We start from the raw sequence: 20,145 nt of genomic DNA on the forward strand, positions 1-20,145 counted from the left end.
GGTGCGCGGCCTTGGGCTCAGACTAAGAGAATTTTTATTGTACTTTTTAAGGTTACATAATATTATAGATTATGTAATTATGAAAGTTACGTAATGGTAAGACCCGAGGGTACTGGATGTCTCATCACCATTTCGCGCAGCCCGAAGTACTTATTGATCGTCTTGAGCCGCCGGATCGCGATGCCTGGCAAAAGCCCGATGCAGTGATCCGGGCTTTAGGTTTGCCAGCCGACGCGGTAGTAGCAGAGTTGGGCGCCGGAACCGGGTATTTTGCCCTGCACCTCGCACAAGCTTTACCCGAAGGGAGGGTGCTGGCACTGGACTCCCAGCCGGCCATGGTGCGCTACCTAGCTGAGCGCGCCCGTGTGCAGGGGGTGTCGAATCTAGAGGCTCTGGTCATTGCCCATAAAGGTTTCGAGGAAGACATAGGGGCGGTGAATTTACTGCTATTGGTGGATGCTTACCACCATATACCGAACCGGGTCGAGTATTTTGGGCGCGTTGCCAGACGCCTGGCTTCTGGTACGCGACTGGCCGTGATTGACCGACGCCAGAGCGAAGACGATATTGCTGCCGGAAGACCGCGAGTGGTCGAGGCGGTGGTGATCGTGGAGCTGGCACAGGCGGGTTTTGGACTTTTACAGCGTTTTGACTTTTTGCCGCGTCAGTATTTTTTGGTGTTTGAACGTTTATAGAAGGCAGGAAACTATGAAAACCGACTCCCGATTGTCCGGCGTCTTGCATATTTTGCTGCATATGGCCGAGTTCGATGAGCCGCTGACCTCCGAGGCGTTGGCTCAGATGATGTGCACCAACCCCGTGGTGGTGCGGCGCCTTTTGGGGGCGCTGCGCAAAGAGGGGCTGGTGAGTTCTGAGAAAGGCCACGGCGGCGGTTGGCGGCTAGCAAAGGATTTGCGGAAGGTCAGCCTCTACGACGTCTACCGGGCTCTTGAGCACCCAAAGATTTTTGCCATCGGCAACCGTAATGAAACCTCCGGCTGCCTGGTGGAGCGGGCGGTGAACCACGTTATGGGCGAGAGCTTTGAAGCCGCAGAAGCCTTGCTGCTGCAGCGTTTTAAAGAAGTGAGCCTGGCGGATATGAGCGCCCACGTGCACGAGCATTGGGCGGAAAAGCCCGACTGTACAAAGGCGGGTCAATCTCATCAATAGCGGGAGAACGTTTATGTACGACGCGATAATCGTAGGTGGTAGTTACGCGGGCATGGCCGCAGCCATGCCTCTGGTGCGCGCCCGGCGCAAGGTGGCCATTATCGATGCGGGAGAGCGCCGCAATCGCTTTGCCAGCCACGCCCACGGCGTACTGGCGCTCGACGGCAAACCACCGGGGGAGATCGCCGGACAGGCAAAGGCCCAGTTGCTGGCCTACCCGACGCTGAGTTGGATTGAGGGTCGGGTGCAGATTGCGGCAAAGCAGGGGGAGCACTTTGTTGTCAGCACACAGGCGGGTGATCATTTAGAAGCACGACGGCTGGTGCTCGCCACAGGCGTACGTGATCAGCTGCCGCCGGTGCCGGGGCTTGCCGAGCGCTGGGGGAGCCTGGTCTTTCATTGTCCGTATTGCCATGGCTACGAACTTGGTGGCGGCAGGGTCGGTGTGCTGGCCAGTAGCGAGATGTCTCTGCATCAGGCGCTGATGCTGCCCGACTGGGGGCCTACCAGCTTGTTCCTCAATGGCGCTTTCGAGCCGGATGAGCAGCAGTTAATGCAATTAAACACGCGTGGCGTTGCGCTTGAGCGCCAGGCGGTTGTCCGCCTGGCCGGTCAACGTGAGGCGGTATTGACGCTGGCGGATGGTCGCGAAGAAACTCTGGCGGGATTGTTTGTTGCGCCGGTGATCGTTCAGAGCGGTGATATTGCCCGGCAGTTGGGCTGCGAGATTATTGAAGGCCCCATCGCCCCCGCTGTAGCGACCGATGAGATGAAGCAGACCAGCGTCACCAACGTTTTCGCCTGTGGTGATATGGCGAGGCCGGCAGGCAATGTCACCTTTGCGATGGCCGATGGTGCTACCGCAGGTTTGGGTGTCCACCGCTCATTAATGTTTGAAGGTTTGTCGGGGTAAACTTGGTCAAGTGCGTTTAATCAATTCACTTTTCATGTGATTAAAAAATCAAAAAACCTTTTGGGCTTTGCATTATTAAATAGTCAAAAAGACCAAAAGTTTTTGGGGTGGTTGATGCTTCGCTTAATGGTCATTTTGACCATTATAATTTCCTTATTTTGATTCAAAAATCACCCTAAAAACGGGTAAAAAAGCGCCGTTTTTGACACCGCTGTCACATAGGTAACCGGTTACATACATTTGCTTTCTCACCGTTTTTTGACCATGTTGCAGATAAACTCCAGAGACCATGCGGTCTGTGGGGCTGTTTGACCTCAAAGCAAGGGTGAGCGGCTGAATATTCGATTTCTTGTTAGCGATAACAGAAAAAAAATTGGAAAAAAGTTATATGCGCCTCTTTTAACCGTACTTTACTTTTATTTGTTGCTTGGTAGCGCTATCATTGGTTGATGATTTAACACCTGAAAAATTTTTAGCGCCCGTCAGGATTGGTTTAAAGTCCTTTTAAATCAGTCAATTATGAATTTTTTGGCGGCTGGGAGGGTGGGGCCTGATTCGCTGTTAAATCCGCTGCTGATGGGCTTATAAGTAAGGGCTATGCTCAATGAGCAGGTTATCCACAGATGGCAGGAGCTTAGCGTTATGGTTAACATTCCCAGTGTAACCGTTTACTTTTTGACGGCCCTGGATTTGACTATTGAATCGCATTTTGGCTTGCCGTACATTCCTGTGCTAATTCGCCGCAGGTCAGTAACCATTGCCCAAAAAACGTTGCGGTAAATCAGGGTTAAAAATTAGAAAAATTCACACAGCAATGTGAATAAAAAGAAATTCGTTTGCTTGTTGAAAGCGAATAACTTTCAGAGATTTTATTGCCGCTAGAAGGTAAAAAATTCTGAAAGGGTGTGACGGATTATTCTTCCTGACGATAATAAAAGGAGAGCTCCATGTATAGTAAATCCACGTTTAAGAAAAAGCTGATCGTGTCGGCTATTGCCTCGACCGCGCTCGCTGGTCTGAGTCAGACTTCTCTGGCTCAGGACGATGCGGCGTTGGAAGAGGTGGTCGTCACGGGTATCCGCGCGTCTCTCGATCGCGCCATGGATATCAAGCGTGACTCAACCGGTGTTGTCGATGCTATTTCGGCCGAAGACATCGGTAAAATGCCCGATGCCAACTTGGCAGAATCGCTACAGCGTATCGCCGGTGTGTCCATTACCCGTACCAACGGTGAAGGTGCCCGCGTAACTGTCCGCGGTATTGACCCATCTATGAATATGGTCACCCTAAATGGCCGTAATATGCCTTCTGTGACCAACGATGCCGGTGTTGGTGACCGCGCTAGCCGTGCCTTTGATTTCGCGGCTTTGGCGGCTGAAAGTGTAAGCGGGGCAGAAATCTATAAAACTGGCCGTGCCGACCTCTCAGGCGGTGGTTTGGGTGCTACTATCAACCTGAAGACATTGCGCCCTTTGGATGTGGGAGATATCAAGGCTACCGTTGGTGCTAAAGCGGTTCACGATACTACTATTGGCCGTGACGGCGATGGTCGCGAAGTTACCCCAGAGGTTTCTGGCGTTTTTAGCTGGGCAAATGACGAAGAAACCTTCGGTGTTGCACTGAGTGCCTCCTATCAGGAGCGCGACAATGTTCGCTCTAACGCGTTTGTAAACAACTGGCAAATGCGCCAGGTAAACGCCGATGGCAGCCTGCCGGGTATTGCAGACAGCGCCGTGATTACCAACCCGCTGTCTGCAGGTGACTATTACGCAACACCTACCGACTTACGTTTCGCTTTGGAAGACAATCACCGTGAACGTACCAACGGTCAGTTAACCATGCAGTTCCGCCCGGTTGATTCTCTGACTGCTACCGTTGACTACACCTATGCCGAATACGAGCTGGATCAAAGACGTTCACAGCAGTCAACCTGGTACAACGAAAGCGCCATTGACGCCTTGACTTTCGACAGCAACCAAGAAGTTCACACGCCTGTTATCTACTCAAACGCATACTCTGTCGGTGCCGGTAAGGACGTGTCTTTTGCTGCACAGGACTATAACGGTACCACTACCTCTGAATCTGTCGGTGTAAACCTTGAATGGAACGTTACCGATAACTTTAGCTTGGCGGTGGATTATCACGATTCGTCATCTAAGAACTACACCACTCAGACTGAGCTGGGCTTGAACGCGAACGTTGTGACTTCTGAGTACGCAGATTGGCGCAACGATTTGCCTGTTATGGGCATCACGTTTGATGACTCTCGTGAAGATAAGGGTAACAACAACGGTATTCTCGATGGCGGCGACATGAGCTCTGCTATGGGGTCTGCTCGTTGGGACAGCACAGATGCTAATATTGAGCAGCTGCGTTTGGATGGTGCTTTGGATCTGGGTGGTTTCGCGTTCTTCGAACAAGTTGATATCACCTTCGGTGTTGAAGATCGCAAAGATCGCAACCATACTTTGATGAACAACGGTGAGTCTCCTCGCATTACCATGGGCAACTGGGGGGGGGTTGATCCGGATACCTTTGGCCCAGATTGGTCGAGCTATTTCGTTCCTCGTGATTTTGGTGAAGGTTTCCCGAGCTTCAGCGAATCTACCGGTGATTCTCAATTCTTGGATTATGGTTTAGAAGTTCGTGACTTCGATACTGTGGTACAAAATATTGAGTGGGTTTACGCTCAAGGCCTGAGCGATCCAGATATTGCGGCAAACTTCAACAACTTCCCGAACGGTCGCATTATGCCTAATGGTGTCATTAATACTGACCGCACCATTACCGAAGAGGTTCAAGCGTACTACGTTCAGTTTGCCGGTGGTTTCGATATTGCGGGTATGGCCTCGAACATCGTAGTTGGCTTGCGTCAGGAAGAGACTGAGTTAACCTCAGAAGCTGTTACGCTGCTTCCGACCAACCAAAGCTGGGATGGCGATGATGACTGGTCATTGGTTTACACCGGCGGTGGTGAGGGTGTTGCCGTTGCTACAAATGAATACGACAATTTCTTGCCAAACGTTGATTTTGACATCGCGTTGACCGAAGACATCAAGCTGCGCGCGTCTTACAGCATCACTATTGCTCGTCCGTCGTACAACAATCTTCGTTCCAACATTAGCCTTGACAGTCAACTAAACAAGCAGGCCAGTGCGGGTAACCCAATGCTGACTCCTCTGGAGTCTGAGAATCTGGACTTGTCGGTTGAATGGTACTACGGCGATGCGAGCTATGTGTCTGCTGCGATATTCCAAAAAGAAGTGTCTGACTTCATTGGTACCACTGTAGATGATCTGCCAGCGTATAACCTGCGTGATATTCGCGAAGGGCCACGTTTTGATCAGGCCATTGCAGACATCAACGCCGCTCGTGCCAACGACGAGACAAACCGTGATGGAACCCTGTGGGATCCAAACAACCTGGCTCACCAGCACGACATGATGTTGATCAATGAAGGCTTGGACCCCAATAACGAGTCAACCGCTGTTCGCCCGGATAGCTCTGACCCGATTCAGTTGTGGGCTACTACCAACCCGAGCAACTTCCGCGATGACACCATTACCGGTGCGGAGCTGTCGCTGCAGCACTTCTTTGGCGAGTCTGGTTTCGGCGTTCAGGCTAACTACACATTTGTGGAGTCTGACCTGAACGTAGACAACACCAGTCAGGAAGAGCAGTTTGCCATGCTGGGTGTGAGTGACACGGCTAACTTGGCGTTGATCTACGATCAGGACCGCTTGCAGGCTCGTGTGACCTACAACTGGCGTGATTCTTACCTGACTAGCTTGGCGCAAGGTGGTAATAACGCACCTGGCTATGTAGCAGAGTACTCACAAATCGACTTCTCCATCAGCTACGATGTAACCGACAATGTTACTCTCTCCGCTGAAGGTCTGAATGTCACCGGTGAGGACTCGCGTCTGTACGGTCGCTCTGAGCGCCAGATGTTCAGCCTGGAAGACCTGGGTGCCCGCTACTCACTGGGTGCTCGTTACACCTTCTAACCTCGTGTTGGCAGGCTAGGGCCGGACAGGTGGGTTTTGTCTGGCTATGAGTTGAAAAGCCGCTGGAAACAGCGGCTTTTTTCATGGAGAATCCATCAGATAGAGTAATTCGGCAGTCTGATGATGATAAAAAATATTGTAGTTGTCGGCGGTGGCACCGCCGGCTGGTTGAGTGCGGGCCTGTTGGCCGCTGAGTACAGTGCGGGAGAGAGTCCGATTAAGGTGACTTTGATTGAGTCGCCCGATGTACGAACCATCGGTGTGGGTGAGGGCACCTGGCCGACCATGCGTTCGACGTTAAAGCGTATCGGCATTTCTGAAACTGCCTTTCTTACCCGCTGTAGCGCGTCGTTCAAGCAGGGCTCCAAATTTGTAGGTTGGCGCACCGGCGAGGCCGCGGACGCTTACTACCACCCGTTTAGCCTGCCCACGGGCTTTGGTGAGACGGATATGCACGAGCTGTGGCGCCAGTGCTACCCCGATAAAGCCTATGACCGGATTGCCGGCATACAGGCGGCGGTGTGCGAGCGTCAGCTGGCTCCCAAGCAAATCACCATGCCGGAGTACGCCGGCGCCCTGAATTACGGTTATCACCTGGATGCCGGCAAGTTCAGTGAGCTCTTGCGCGAGCATTGCACTGAGCGCCTCGGGGTTAGCCACATTCGCGATCATGTGGAGCAGATCATCAGTGCGGACAATGGCGATATCGCCAGGGTAAAAACGCGCGAGCATGGCGATCTGGTTGGCGATTTATTTATTGATTGCACCGGCACTCACAGCCTTTTATTGGGTGGGCACTATCAGGTGCCCTTTATCGACTGCAGCCGTTACTCGGCCAATGACCGGGCCTTGGCTGTGCAAGTGCCCTACGAGCAAGAGGACGCACCGATTGCCAGCGCCACCGTAGGCACGGCGCACTCGTCGGGTTGGAGTTGGGATATCGGCCTGTCATCCCGACGCGGGGTGGGCTATGTCTATTCCAGTGCGCATATCGATGACGACAGCGCCCACGCCGAGCTAGTGGCGCACCTGAGCCGCTCAGTGGATGCGTCTGTGATCAAAGACCTGAGCTTTCGCAGCCTCACCATCGAGGCAGGCCACCGTGATCGTTTTTGGGTGAATAACTGCGTCGCGGTGGGCATGTCGGCGGGCTTTATCGAGCCGCTTGAAGCCTCGGCTCTGGCGCTTGTTGAGCTTTCGGTTGCCATGATCCGCGATGAGCTGCCGCAGAGCCAGGCGGCCATGGCGATTACCGCCCGGCGTTTTAACGACATCTTCCGCTATCGTTGGCAGCGAATCCTGGAATTTCTCAAGCTGCACTATGTGCTGTCTGAGCGGCGTGACACGGCTTACTGGCGCGATATGACCGCGCGCGACACTGTGCCTCCGGGGCTTTTGGAGTACCTGGAATTGTGGCGTTATCGTGCACCCTACACGCGGGATTTTTTGCATACCGAAGAACTTTTCCCTGCGGCCAGCTATTTATATGTGCTCTACGGTATGGGTTTTACCGGAGAAGCCTGCGCACCGGTAAAGGCGTCTGTTGATTTAAGTAAGGCCCAGCAACTGTTCGAAGAAGACGAGCGCAAGCGACAAAAATACGAAAAAGCCATACCGACTAATCGTGAACTACTGAATGCGGTGGCGCGCTATGGCATGAAGAAAATTTAACTTATTGCGACTTTATATCAAGCTTACTTGGCGATAAGCGCAGACATTTAGGTGTAACGGAGAATGGAACAAGCGGTTAAAAAGGTGGTGATCGCCGGAGGTGGCACAGCGGGCTGGATGGCCGCCTGTGCACTGGTCTCGCAGTTGGGGCATTGTCTTGACATCACGCTGGTTGAATCGGAAGAGATTCCCACCGTCGGTGTGGGTGAGGCCACGATACCGACCATGCAAACCTTTCATTTGTTGTTGCAGTTGTCCGAACAGGAGTTTATGCGGGCGACGCATGCCACCTTTAAACTCGGGATTGAGTTTGAAAACTGGGGCGCTCTGGGCGACAAATATTTTCACTCTTTTGGCGAAACCGGTCGCGAGTTTTGGGCGGGGCAGTTCCAGCATTTTTGGCTGCGCTCGCGCAAAGAGGGCAGTGAGTATCAGTATGCCGATTATTCGGCCGAAGCGCAGGCTGCGAAGGCAGGGAAATTTGCCATCACCAAAAACCCGCGTCTGGGTTTTGCCTACCATCTGGATGCGGGGCTCTATGCAAAATACTTGCGTCAGGTGAGCGAGAGCCGCGGCGTCACGCGTATTGCCGGTACCATTCAACAGGTCGTTTTGCACGACAACGGCTTTATCAAGGCGTTGCGGCTGGCCGATGGGGCAGAGGTAGAAGGGGATTTGTTTATCGATTGCAGTGGTTTTCGTGGGCTCTTGATTGAGCAAGCGCTGCACACCGGTTACGAAGACTGGTCCCATTACTTTCTCTGTGATCGCGCAGTGGCGGTGCAAACGCGAAGCACCGGCGAGCCTTTGCCCTATACCCGGTCTATTGCGCATGAGGCAGGCTGGCAGTGGCGTATCCCCCTGCAACATCGTGTGGGTAACGGCTTGGTGTTTGCCAGCAAGTACATGAGCGACGATCAGGCCCAGGACCTGCTCCTGCGTAATGTGTCCGGCAGCACTTTAAACGAGCCGAGAGTAATCGGTTTCAAGCCGGGGCGGCGAAGAAAGAGCTGGAATAAAAACTGCGTCGCCCTGGGGCTGTCCAGTGGCTTTATTGAGCCACTGGAGTCCACCAGTATTCATCTCGTTTCGTCGGCCTTGGTGCGATTGATGCGTATGATTCCTTTCACTGGTTTTCATCAGGTGGATATTGATGAGTTTAACCGCCAGTCATCGGCTGAACTTGATAATCTTCGGGATTTCATCATTTTGCATTACAAGCAAACGGATCGTAATGACAGTGAGTTTTGGCGCTACTGCCGCTCAATGACCGTCCCTCAAACGTTGCAAACCCGCATGGATATCTACCGCGATTCCGGACGGATTTTCTGGTCTGCCGATGAGTTGTTCACCGTGAATTCCTGGAACCAGGTGATGCTTGGTCAGGGTTTGACCCCGCTACACTATCACCCGGCGACAGACAATATTCCGGCGGCGGACTTTGAGCGAGTGATGCAAGGCTACCACCAGACGGTGAAGCAGTTTGTCGAAAAAATGCCCAGCCACCAGGCGTTTATCGACAGCTATTGCAAGTCAGATTTGGTCTAGCCCGTTAAAAGTCCTTTCGTTCCCTTTTCTTACACGTAGGCAAGCGCCGAGCTCACAGGGTAGTGGTTGGTCGGTTTTTAGCCTGCCCGGTGCCGGCTCTTCCTTCTGTTATCGTTATCTGTTCAACAAACGCCTTCTTTGCGGATTATTTTTTTGTATTTCCTTTTTTCTTGTCTACTCTTATTTATAAGCTTTATCCGCTCATTGGCTCGTTTGGTTTACCTTTGACAGTGGCGCATGAATGTTGGCTTGCAGTGGCGCAAGAATGTAAAGCTGGATCAATAATAATGATAAGGAATGTGTATTTCCCCAAGGCGTGAGGACAGGATGCATCACTACTTTAAACTCCCGGTGCCCGACAAGCCTTTATTCCCAGGCCCCGATATCAAGGGCGGTTGGTGAATGCATTTAGAGTTTCGTTGGCGGCGTGTAAATCATTGTAAAAAAATTGTTGAATCCGTTTGCGCAATGACGTACATTGTTCCAGATAAAGTCAAATGGACTAAAAGATAAATGTGTGGCCATCGGACCACAGCGCTGAAGGTAATGCTCAATGCCTCAGGTAGTTTAAGAATCCAGCAAGGTTTGCCGAATCGGTTAAGAGCCGGTTGGGTCGCTGGCGCGTATCCGCTAAATGGGTGGCGAAACCATATTCCCAATGATAATAAAGGAGAGCCTCATGTATAAGAAAAGTAACTTTAAACGCAAGCTGATCGCATCGGCGGTGGCTTCCTGTGCGATGTCCGGGCTAGGTACCGTGGCGGTCGCACAGGAAGACGCCTCTATGCTGGAAGAGGTGGTGGTTACCGGTATCCGGGCCTCTCTGGATCGCGCGATGGACATCAAGCGCGACTCTGCCGGCGTGGTAGATGCGATCTCGGCAGAGGATATCGGTAAGTTCCCCGATTCCAACCTGGCCGAATCGCTTCAGCGTATTACCGGTGTGTCGATCGACCGTCGTAACGGTGAAGGTTATCAGGTAACGGTTCGCGGCTTTGGCCCGCAATTTAACCTGGTTACTGTTAATGGTCGCGCACTGCCCACCAGCCGTATCAATATCTCGAAAAGTGGTGGTGGTGGCGCAGCCGCCGACCGTGGCTTTGATATGAGTAATATTGCGGCCGAGGGTGTCTCTGGTGTTCAGGTGTATAAGACGGCACAGGCCTCCATCCCTACCGGTGGTATCGGTGCTACGGTCAACCTGGAGACCCGTCGTCCTTTTGATACCGAAGGCTTCACCGCCACTGTCGGTGCCAAGGCTCTGCACGACACCACTGTTCGTGTAGGCGATGACATCACCCCGGAATTCTCTACCTTCCTGAGCTGGTCTAACGACATGTTCGGTGCCTCGGTTGCCTTTACGCATCAAGAGCGTGACAGCGCCCAGACCGGTGTGTTCACCAACTCTTACTCTGCCTACTCTGGCGCCTGGACCGATGCCTCTTTCATTGAGAGCGTGCCTTACGTTTCCGGTGGTTCCGAGCCATCAATTGGCGCTGGTGATGTGGATGTGTTTAACCCGCCCACCGTTGGTCAACAAACCAACATCACTCAGGGTGTTCGCTACTACCACGAAGATCGCGAGCGTACCCGTGACAACGCTCAGGTGACTCTGCAGTTCCGTCCTATGGAAAACCTGACGGGTACTTTGGATTACACCCGTGCTGAGCAGGAAGTCAAAATCAACGGCTCCGAGTTGTCGTTCTGGTTTGGCGGCGGTACCTTCCCGACCACAGATGTTGAGTTTGATGGTCACCCAGAAGCCGCTGCACCGGTTTACCTTTGGGCCGAAAACCCGACGGGTGTGGTACGCGACCTGGGTATTACCCAAAATGGTGGCGGCTTCAACAACACACTCGAGTCGACCGGTATTAACATCGAGTTCAACGCCACCGACACACTGACCTTCACTTTGGATGCTCACCACTCAGAGTCTGAAAGTCTCCCGGCTGACGGCATGGTCGGTGGTTACTTCAATATTGGTCTTGGTGCACAGGGTGTATACGGCCAAGGTTACGATATGTCTGGCGACCTGCCTTTGCTGGTTGGCGTGTTTGAAGACGATCACCGCGACGGTTCCGGCGACTTCGGTTTGGTTGAAAATGAGCTGGATGTGGGCGATTTGGGTTCTACCGTTCGCCAGATCTGGAACCCGCGCACTACCAGTGAAATGGATCAGATCCGTCTGGACGGTGAGTGGGAATTCAGCGATCGGGGCTCTATCAACTTTGGTATCGAAAGCCGCAAAATGGAGTCTAGCCAGCTGAACTCTTTCAACCAGCAGGTGCTTGAAGGTAACTGGGGTGTGGGTACGCCCGGTGATGTTCCGCCCGAAATGATGGACAGACTGGATTACGCCGATCTGTTCGACGGTTACAGCACTACTCTGGACTCTGACGCACAGGCGTTCTTCGATCAGGCGGGTGTTGACGGCAACAATACCGGTGCCATGGCACAAGTCTTTACCACTGGCTGGATTGCTCACGACACGTCTGAGCTGGGTCGCTACCTCTCTTCTAATGTTGGCCTTGAGTGGGAACCCAACCCGGACAATAACGAAAACCGCACCATTGAAGAAGAAATCAATGCTGCCTACATCCAGGCTTCTTACCAGTTCGATATCGGCGATATGCCCTTGGATATCTTGGCTGGTATCCGTTATGAAGAAACTGATGTCACTTCGATTGGTCAGGTGGCAGGGTCTACCATTTTGTGGCAGGGCGACAACGACTTGACCACCCAAGCCGGTAGCGTAGCCTCAGCGCCGATTGAAATCGGTACTGGTTCTTACGACAATGTTCTGCCGAGCATTGCCTTGTCGTTGGGCGTGACCGAAGACGTAATTGTCCGTGCGGCTTACTCTGAAACCATTTCGCGCCCGTCTTACAACAACCTGCAGGCGGGTATCAACGGTGTTCAGGCGCCTAACGGCGGTCCGACCATTCTCGGTGCCATGGCAGGTACTGCGCAAAACGGTAACCCGGCTCTGGATCCACTGGAGTCCAACAACTACGACCTGTCTGTGGAGTGGTACTACGGCGATTCAAGTTACGCGTCTATCGGTTACTTCTATAAAGATGTACCGAACTTTGTGGGTACCTCGGTTACTCCAACGCCGCTTAACTCAGAAAATACGCTCAACCCGGTACTCGACCCCACCAACGGGCCGCGTGCACAGGCTGCGATTGACGAGTTGAACAGCCGCGGAATTCCAGTGAACCAACAAAGCTTGTTCCGCATGATTGCGTCCATGAACCTGGTGCCAGGTGCCTGTATCGAGGCCTACAACCAAGAGGGCGAAACAGCGGCCAACTCGGCTTCTTGTGGCGACCCCTATGACGCCTGGGAATATGAAGGCACTGCCGGTTGGGAAGACAACATCGACTTGGTGGCTGTCTCCGAAGGTGAGTACATGGATCCGACCTACACGGCAAACGTGAACTTCCCGGTCGGTAGCAAGTCTGCCACTCTGGATGGTTGGGAGCTTGCGGTTCAGCACTTCTTTGGCGAAAGCGGCTTCGGTGTTCAAGCCAACTACACCATTGTTGATGGTGACATCTCCTATGACATCACCGGCAGCCCGACGGCCAGTCAGTTTGCTTTGACCGGTTTGAGTGACTCCGCCAACCTGGTGTTGATTTACGAGAAAAATGACTGGTCTGGACGTCTGGCTTACAACTGGCGTGATAACTTCCTCTATAGCACGACAGACGCTGCCAACGAACCCGGTCATACCGAAGACTACTCGCAAATCGACCTGAACGTCAGTTACGCCATCAACGATAACTTTACGGTATCGTTTGAAGGTCTTAACTTGACGGAAGAAGATTCACGTAACTATGCTCGTACTGAACAGCAAGTGTTGCGTATGGATATTCTCGGGGCTCGTTATGCACTCTCGGCTCGCTACACCTTCTAAGCACACCGTTTAGAAAGAGTGTAGTATTATGAATGCCGCCCCTCGGGGCGGCATTTTTTATCTGCTTATTTACGCTATTGTGTCATTAAAATATAAAAACGACGCCTGACGAACGGCGTTGTCAATGGCTGGCGCTTCACGAGGTTTTAGGTTTTGATAGCTAAGAAAAAGCTGGTAATTGCCGGTGGCGGAACGTCGGGTTGGTTGGCGGCGGCAGCTCTCGGTAAACTCTTTGACCGCGTTTTTGAGGTTACTCTGATCGAGTCCGAGGAAATTGGTCGTATTGGGGTTGGCGAGGCAACGATACCGCCGCTGCGAACATTTCATCGACTGCTGGGTATCGATGAGCTGGATCTGATTACGTCGATTCAGGGCACCTACAAGTTGGGCATTGAGTTTATTAACTGGGCCCGTAAAGGCGACAACTACTTTCACTCCTTTGGAGTCACGGGTAAAGACTGCTGGGCTTGCGATTTTCAGCATTTTTGGGTGGCGGCAAAGCAAAAGGGCTTGGCCGATCAATTCGGGGTTTACTCGCCGGAATTAATGGCGGCTAGGGCCGGAAAAATGTGGGCTTATAAAGAGCACGGTCTAAACTTCGCCTATCATTTGGATGCGGGCCTTTACGCCAACTATCTAAAACAGCATGCCCTGAAACACGGCGTGAAGCGAGTAGAGGGTATTTTTGACAACGTCAATATTGATCCTGCCTCGGGTAACATTCGTTCCGTGACCATGCGCTCGGGGGAAGAGGTTGAGGGGGATTTATTTCTCGATTGCACCGGATTCTCGGCTCGCCTGATTGAGGGTGCACTCAATACCTCCTACCTTCCTTACGGCCATTATCTTCCGTGCGACTCGGCGGTTGCGGTGCAAACGGAAAAGGCTGGTCCGCCCCGACCATACACCCAGGCGATTGCCCACGATTTTGGTTGGCAGTGGCGCATACCCTTGCAACACCGGGTGGGGAATGGTCTTGTGTACTGCAGTCGCTATGTGTCCCACGAGCAGGCATTAGAAACGCTAATGGCAAATCTAGAAAGCAAGGCCATTACCGAACCGCGGGCGTTTTGTTACAAAACGGGCCGGCGCACAAAGGCCTGGAGTAAAAATTGTATTGCCGTAGGCTTGGCGGCGGGTTTTCTGGAGCCTGTGGAGTCGACCTCGATTCATCTAGCCATGTCCGCTATTTTGCGTTTGATGAAGCTGGTGCCCAATGGCACATTCGACGGTGCCGCCGTGGAGGAGTATAACCGCCAGTACTGTGAAGAAATGGACCGTGTCAGGAACTTTATTGTTTTACATTATCATGCGACTGAGCGGGACGACTCCGCTTTCTGGCGCTATTGTCGGGATATGGAGATTCCCGAGTCATTGGCACATCGTATTCGACTGTTCCGGGAAACCGGCGCTATGCCCTTGCAGGAAAAAGAACTGTTTCAGGTGGATTCCTGGACGCAGGTGTTGATCGGTCAGCGCATCGTTCCGCAGACTTACCATCCCATTGTCGATCAAATGCCTGATGAAGAGCTCAAGGCTTTTTTGCAGGCAATGGAAAACGAAGTGTCCCAGAAAGTGTCGAGGATGCCCTCGCATCAGGAGTTCATCGATCACTACTGCAAAGCGGAGATGATATGACAACTCAGGCATCTGCAGCGGCAGTTAAGCATCTGGTGATTTTAGGAGGTGGTTCTGCGGGCTGGATCACGGCGGGGGTGCTCGCTTCGGACCACAACTCCCATCAAGCCGATGGGTTAAAAGTGACGGTGATTGAGTCACCTAATGTTGCGCCTTTGGGTGTAGGAGAGGGGACCTGGCCCAGTATGCGCCTGACGCTCAAGCGCATGGGCGTATCTGAAACGGACTTTTTCCGCGAATGCGATGCCTCTTTCAAGCAGGGCATCAAATTTGTCGGCTGGGTGGACAACACTGAAGACGATTATTACTACCATCCGCTTGAGCTGCCGCGCGGTTTTAATCAGCTGGATTTAGTGTCTCCCTGGCTAAAAATCAAAGATCAGGTGTCTTTTGTCGGCGCGACCTGCGTACAAGGGCATTTGTGCGAACGCGGTCTTGCCCCCAAGCAATTGGAAACACCTGAATATGCTTCAGTTGCCAACTACGCCTATCATTTCAGCGCCGCAAAGCTGAGCCAGTTTCTAACACGACACTGCACGCAAAAGCTAGGAGTGACCCATGTGGTCGATGAAGTCACCCAGGTGGAGTCTGCCGAGAACGGTGATATTCAGGCGCTGATCACTTCCGGTGGTCAGCGTATTGAAGCTGACTTGTTTGTGGATTGTTCGGGTGCATCGGCCAAGCTGATTGGTCAGCACTTTGGCGTTGGCTACTGTTCGCAAAAGCATGTGATTTTTAATGATCGGGCCTTGGCCGCCCAGATCCCCTACGCATCGGAAGACAGTCCAATAGCCTCCCATACGGTCGCCACTGCCCGAAGCAATGGTTGGATATGGGACATTGGTTTGCCTTCTCGCCGTGGCGTGGGTTATGTCTTCGCCAGCGATTATATTGGTTCGGATAAGGTTTCTGTTGAATTGAAAGACTATATCGCCCTGTCGTTGGGGCGAGAGCGGGCAGAGCAAGTCGAGTTTCGTGAGCTGCGCTACGAGCCGGGCTTTAGAGAAAAGTTCTGGCATAAAAACTGTGTGGCCGTCGGCATGTCGGCCGGTTTTGTCGAGCCCCTAGAGGCGACTGCTCTAGTGATGATTGAGGCCTCTGCGCGGATGATCAGCGCAGAGTTGCCGGCAAGCCGCGAGGTAATGGGTATTGTGGAAAAGCGGTTCAACGAGCGCTTTGCTTATTATTGGCGCACTACCATCGACTTTCTCAAACTGCAGTATGTATTGACCCAGAGAACCGACACTGCTTATTGGCGCGACTGCGCCGACGAGGCGAGTGTGCCGGATACTCTTAAAGAGTACTTGCAACTTTGGAGCAGGCAGGTACCCAATCAGCATGATTTTCCGCTGGCAGAGGAAATGCTGCCAGCGGCAAGTTGGCAGTACATTCTCTACGGTATGCGCTTTGTTACCCAGGCGCGTGCAACCAGTCGCCGCTCAAGCAGCGATCAGGCATTTGCGCAAATCAGGACCGAGGTACAGCAGTTGGCAGAGCGCTACGCGCAGCATTTGCCGAAAAATCGCGACCTTATTCGTAACATTTGCAAGACTGGTTTGCGGCGTGAGTGATGAATCTTGATGAAAGCATTTTGTCGATTGCCCCCAATGTGAGCATTCAGTGTGGGCAAGCCGGCCTTGAGGGCGAGCCCTATATCCAGGTGGATAATTTCATCGAGGGGGCAGAGCGGCTAAAAGCCTATGCAGTAGAGCATGGCGCATTCGCACCGGCCGATAGTTATTACCCAGGCATTCGCGCGGCGGTACCTCTTATTTACACCGTGGCGCTGGCGAAAAATCTCAGCGGTTATATCTCGCGTTATTTCGGCTTTCACCCGAGGCACGTAAAAAAGGCGGTGTCGACTTTTTCTATTGTCACTCAGGCGCCGGAGTCGCTCAGCCTGTATCAGCGTCTGCCGCACTTTGATGCCCCCTCCAGGCTCAGCTTGGCCGCCATTCACTATCTGGGTGCAGACGAGGGCGGCGGCACAGCTCTTTACCGGCATCGCAACACGGGGTTTGAATATGTGGATGCCGAGCGCTACCAGCCCTACATGGCGGCGATACACCAACAGTTTGCCGACCCGCAGGGTTATCCACCCGGCTATATTCACGGCGACACAGATGCTTTTACTCAGATCCACGCGTTTGCAGCGCGTTTTAATCGCCTAGTGCTCTACCGCGGTTCCAGCCTTCACTCGGGTGTCTTGCCCCAAGACTACAGCTTCGATCCTGACCCTGCCACTGGCCGCCTGACCGTCACTACCTTTATTGAGTTTTCCGGCACTTAGCCATCTGGCTGACGCTATTTTAATTGTCCGATTTATCCGTTTGAGCGGTGTCTGCCGTTGCTTTTTTTGAGTGGGGGGGTGTGGTTAAATGGCACCACAATTCAATAATATCGACAAGCCGAGAGACAGTTGACGGAAATCAAGTATGACTAAGCATGTATTGCTCAATAATATTGCCCACAAAGACCTGAAAGTCATTACCCGCCACAGCCCCGATTACGGGGATAATATCAGCGCCGTATTGACCTTCCCGACTGAGTTTGCAGACGTGCAGCGCGAATATCCCATCTTGCTAAGAAAGGATGATACCACCGGGGATTTTCAGGCCGTCGCGCTGCTGGGGCTCGCGAAGAACGATAATCTTTTTCTGGAAGACGGGGGCTGGCAGGCCAGCTACGTACCAGCGATTATGGCGCGCGGCCCTTTTTTAATTGGCTTTCAGGAGCAAGAAGTCGAGGGTGAGGTCCGCCGCGAAGCGGTCATTCATGTGGATATGGACGATCCCCGGGTCAATGACACCGAGGGCGAAGCCGTCTTTCTGGAGCACGGGGGCAACTCGCCTTATCTCGAGCGCATAGTCACAGTGCTCAATGGCATTCACAGTGGCATGAGCTACGCAGCGGCTATGTACCAGGCGCTGGCGGAGTTTGAGTTGATTGAGCCGGTCAATCTGAATATTCAGGTCAGTCAAGACGAGCAGTACAGTCTGAGCAACTTCTACACAGTCAGCGATGAGAGGCTTGCTGCACTCGACGGCGACACTTTGGTGAAATTGAATCGCGCCGGCTTTCTGGAAGGGGCTTACCTGATCAAGGCCTCACTGACAAACATTAAAACGCTGATTGAGCTCAGACGTAAAAGGCTGGCGCAGCGGGCTTGATCTTCCGATATTAAGAGTCTAGTCATCATGACGTTAATACAAAAAAAGACCCGTGTGCTTGAGGGTGTGACGCCGCAGACCGTGCCCTACGAGGATCTTATGCGCGCCCAAGAGCCGGTCGTTTTAAAAGGGCTGGTGCAAGACTGGGGGCTGGTCAACGCGGCTCGAAAGTCACACCGCGAGGCTATGGCCTATCTCAAGTCTTTTTATAACGGCCGAACGGTGGGCTCCTACTGGGCCGGGCCGCAAGTTCAAGGTCGCTATGGATACAACGAGGCCTTTACCGGGTTTAATTTTGAGTCCCGGCGTGTGCCTTTGACCGAAATGCTCGACAGTATCGGCGAGCACATGGATGATGAGCGTCCGCCGTCGCGGTACGTGGGCTCGACGACTATAGACGCTTGCCTGCCGGGGTTTCGCGCCGAGAACGACTTACCGTTTACCCATCCGATGTTTGCCGAGAATACGCCGCTGGCGAGCATCTGGCTCGGCAATCCCTCGTTGATTTCAGCGCATTATGATGCGCCCAATAACATGGCCTGCTGCGTGGTGGGCAAGCGACGTTTTACCCTGTTTCCTCCCGAACAAATTGACAACCTCTACCCAGGGCCACTGGAGCCCACACCTGGTGGTCAGGCGATCAGCCTGGTGGATTTCTCCAATCCGGATTTTGAGCGCTTTCCCAAGTTCCGTCAGGCGATTGAAGTGGGGCAGGTGGCGGATATGGAGGCCGGCGATGCGCTTTTTTATCCCAGTATGTGGTGGCATCAGGTCGAGGGGCTGGATCGCTTTAACGTGATGATCAACTACTGGTGGAACACCTCACCGGCGTTTATGGGAACCCCCATGAATGTGCTCAAGCACGCTTTGCTCAGTCTGCGCGACAGACCGGAACACGAGCGCCGCGCCTGGCGCAGCGTCTTTGATTACTATGTGTTCGGCGATGTGGAAGCTTCACGTGAGCATATTCCGGAGCACGCCCGCGGTGAGTTGGCGCCTCTGGACGATGCGAGGGCCAGGCAACTGAGAGCCTGGCTGATCAACCGCCTGAATCGCTGATCAATAGGTCTATCGCGCGGCGCTGATAGGTGCAGAACACGGACGGTGTTATGACTTTCGAAAAACACGATCATTGCCAACTTCAGGTGGTCACGCTTGGGCGCGAGGGGGCCAAGCTGCTGGTGATTGATCAGTTTATTGATAAGCCCGACTCTCTGGTAGAGCAGGCCGCCGGTGCTCACTATGCGCCTGCAGGTATGGCTTATCCGGGCCTGCGCGCGGTGGCTCCGCGCGCCTATCAGGACTTTATCATGAGTCAGTTGGCTGGGCTGCTGCGCGAGCACTTTGATGCCTGTGTTCGCTCTTTTCGGCTGATGATGTGCCACTACTCGCTGGTAACCACACCGCCAGAGCAGCTGGTGCTGGCGCAGCGTATTCCTCATGTCGATACCCTGGGCCCCGATGGCTTTGCCACGGTCCACTATTTGTTTCAGCAGCCCTATGGCGGCACGGCTTTCTACCGTCACAAGGCGACGGGTTTTGAAACCTTGGATGAATCGCGCAAGGCGACGTACTTTCAGGCCCTGGAGGCTGAGAGTCGAGGCTCTGCCGCCCCCCCGCCCAGCTATATCAATGGCGATTCGCCGCAGTTTGAGCAAATCGAACGGCGCGAGGGCCTGTACAACCGGATATTGATTTACCGCGGAAACTCTCTTCATTCGGGTTGTATCGATAAGCGCTTTCTTCCCGATGCGGACCCACGTAGCGGTCGGCTGACCCTCAACAGCTTCGTGGCCGCCCTGCGTTAGCGCCCCTTTTTAACCTGCGTTGTCTCAAAAGTGCCACTAAATGGCGCATTAATCTTTTACAAGTGCAAATGTAATGGGTTACACTCGGCCGCCATTAAATAAGGTTTTATGATCCTTCCGGCCTTTAAATAATGCTTTAGAGATTTGTATCCGATTACAGTTTGGGTGTATGTGACCTCTATAGATGCTTGTGTTGGTCGATTTGCCCCACTTTCTGGCAGGAGGATCAAAGGGTGTATTGGCCCATAAATTCGCTTGCTTTGCAGGTGAAGGCCCGGCTGTCGCGACCATGCCCTTGGGC

General features: G+C 53.1%; 13 protein-coding genes. All 13 read left to right on the forward strand.

Annotation, left to right across the window (positions count from 1 at the left end; genetic code table 11):
• The first annotated feature begins 116 nt into the window (after positions 1-116).
• The 13 genes from QWI16_RS07555 to QWI16_RS07615 all read left to right on the forward strand — a co-directional run bounded on the left by QWI16_RS07555 (position 117) and on the right by QWI16_RS07615 (position 19,844).
• A complete protein-coding gene (locus QWI16_RS07555; protein WP_302712189.1) occupies positions 117-695 on the forward strand; it encodes a class I SAM-dependent methyltransferase in 579 nt (192 codons plus the stop codon).
• Positions 696-708: 13 nt separating this feature from the next.
• Entirely contained in the window at positions 709-1,170 is a 462-nt protein-coding gene (locus tag QWI16_RS07560; protein WP_302712190.1) for an Rrf2 family transcriptional regulator, read from the forward strand.
• Between the two features lie 13 nt (positions 1,171-1,183).
• The gene (locus QWI16_RS07565; protein WP_302712191.1) at positions 1,184-2,083 is read left to right on the forward strand and encodes an NAD(P)/FAD-dependent oxidoreductase; all 900 of its coding nucleotides are present in this window, start codon (positions 1,184-1,186) and stop codon (positions 2,081-2,083) included.
• A 947-nt stretch (positions 2,084-3,030) separates the two neighbouring features.
• Positions 3,031-6,090: a TonB-dependent receptor gene (locus QWI16_RS07570; protein WP_302712192.1), complete on the forward strand. Its 3,060-nt coding sequence runs from the start codon at positions 3,031-3,033 to the stop codon at positions 6,088-6,090.
• Between the two features lie 120 nt (positions 6,091-6,210).
• Positions 6,211-7,761 carry a tryptophan halogenase family protein gene (locus QWI16_RS07575; RefSeq protein WP_368045286.1) on the forward strand — a complete coding sequence of 517 codons (1,551 nt, stop codon included), beginning with the start codon at positions 6,211-6,213 and terminating at the stop codon, positions 7,759-7,761.
• Between the two features lie 63 nt (positions 7,762-7,824).
• Entirely contained in the window at positions 7,825-9,309 is a 1,485-nt protein-coding gene (locus QWI16_RS07580) for a tryptophan halogenase family protein (RefSeq protein WP_302712193.1), read from the forward strand.
• Between the two features lie 679 nt (positions 9,310-9,988).
• Entirely contained in the window at positions 9,989-13,228 is a 3,240-nt protein-coding gene (locus QWI16_RS07585) for a TonB-dependent receptor (protein WP_302712194.1), read from the forward strand.
• 153 nt (positions 13,229-13,381) lie between these two features.
• Positions 13,382-14,866 (forward strand): tryptophan halogenase family protein, encoded by a 1,485-nt coding sequence (locus QWI16_RS07590; RefSeq protein WP_370659923.1) that lies wholly within the window; start codon positions 13,382-13,384, stop codon positions 14,864-14,866.
• Complete coding sequence (locus QWI16_RS07595) at positions 14,863-16,437, forward strand: tryptophan halogenase family protein (RefSeq protein WP_302712195.1); 1,575 nt, start codon at positions 14,863-14,865, stop codon at positions 16,435-16,437. Before QWI16_RS07590 ends, QWI16_RS07595 begins: the two co-directional genes overlap by 4 nt.
• Positions 16,437-17,156, forward strand: a complete 720-nt coding sequence (locus QWI16_RS07600) for a DUF6445 family protein (protein WP_302712196.1) — start codon at positions 16,437-16,439, stop codon at positions 17,154-17,156. Before QWI16_RS07595 ends, QWI16_RS07600 begins: the two co-directional genes overlap by 1 nt.
• Before the next feature lie 145 nt (positions 17,157-17,301).
• Positions 17,302-18,036 (forward strand): SapC family protein, encoded by a 735-nt coding sequence (locus QWI16_RS07605; RefSeq protein WP_302712197.1) that lies wholly within the window; start codon positions 17,302-17,304, stop codon positions 18,034-18,036.
• A 27-nt stretch (positions 18,037-18,063) separates the two neighbouring features.
• A complete protein-coding gene (locus tag QWI16_RS07610) occupies positions 18,064-19,095 on the forward strand; it encodes a cupin-like domain-containing protein (RefSeq protein ID WP_302712198.1) in 1,032 nt (343 codons plus the stop codon).
• Between the two features lie 50 nt (positions 19,096-19,145).
• Positions 19,146-19,844: a DUF6445 family protein gene (locus QWI16_RS07615; RefSeq protein ID WP_302712199.1), complete on the forward strand. Its 699-nt coding sequence runs from the start codon at positions 19,146-19,148 to the stop codon at positions 19,842-19,844.
• The last annotated feature ends 301 nt before the right edge of the window (positions 19,845-20,145 follow it).

The sequence above is a fragment of the Gilvimarinus algae genome, from assembly GCF_030518215.1.
Lineage (GTDB): Bacteria > Pseudomonadota > Gammaproteobacteria > Pseudomonadales > Cellvibrionaceae > Gilvimarinus > Gilvimarinus algae.

What these genes read in the sequence shown, in the direction of transcription:
- QWI16_RS07575 (WP_368045286.1), top strand. Translation starts at nt 6,211, where the DNA reads ATGATGATAAAAAATATTGTAGTTGTCGGCGGTGGCACCGCCGGCTGG.
- QWI16_RS07615 (WP_302712199.1), top strand. Translation starts at nt 19,146, where the DNA reads ATGACTTTCGAAAAACACGATCATTGCCAACTTCAGGTGGTCACGCTT.
- QWI16_RS07555 (WP_302712189.1), top strand. Translation starts at nt 117, where the DNA reads ATGTCTCATCACCATTTCGCGCAGCCCGAAGTACTTATTGATCGTCTT.
- QWI16_RS07605 (WP_302712197.1), top strand. Translation starts at nt 17,302, where the DNA reads ATGACTAAGCATGTATTGCTCAATAATATTGCCCACAAAGACCTGAAA.
- QWI16_RS07580 (WP_302712193.1), top strand. Translation starts at nt 7,825, where the DNA reads ATGGAACAAGCGGTTAAAAAGGTGGTGATCGCCGGAGGTGGCACAGCG.
- QWI16_RS07610 (WP_302712198.1), top strand. Translation starts at nt 18,064, where the DNA reads ATGACGTTAATACAAAAAAAGACCCGTGTGCTTGAGGGTGTGACGCCG.
- QWI16_RS07560 (WP_302712190.1), top strand. Translation starts at nt 709, where the DNA reads ATGAAAACCGACTCCCGATTGTCCGGCGTCTTGCATATTTTGCTGCAT.
- QWI16_RS07595 (WP_302712195.1), top strand. Translation starts at nt 14,863, where the DNA reads ATGACAACTCAGGCATCTGCAGCGGCAGTTAAGCATCTGGTGATTTTA.
- QWI16_RS07565 (WP_302712191.1), top strand. Translation starts at nt 1,184, where the DNA reads ATGTACGACGCGATAATCGTAGGTGGTAGTTACGCGGGCATGGCCGCA.
- QWI16_RS07585 (WP_302712194.1), top strand. Translation starts at nt 9,989, where the DNA reads ATGTATAAGAAAAGTAACTTTAAACGCAAGCTGATCGCATCGGCGGTG.
- QWI16_RS07600 (WP_302712196.1), top strand. Translation starts at nt 16,437, where the DNA reads ATGAATCTTGATGAAAGCATTTTGTCGATTGCCCCCAATGTGAGCATT.
- QWI16_RS07570 (WP_302712192.1), top strand. Translation starts at nt 3,031, where the DNA reads ATGTATAGTAAATCCACGTTTAAGAAAAAGCTGATCGTGTCGGCTATT.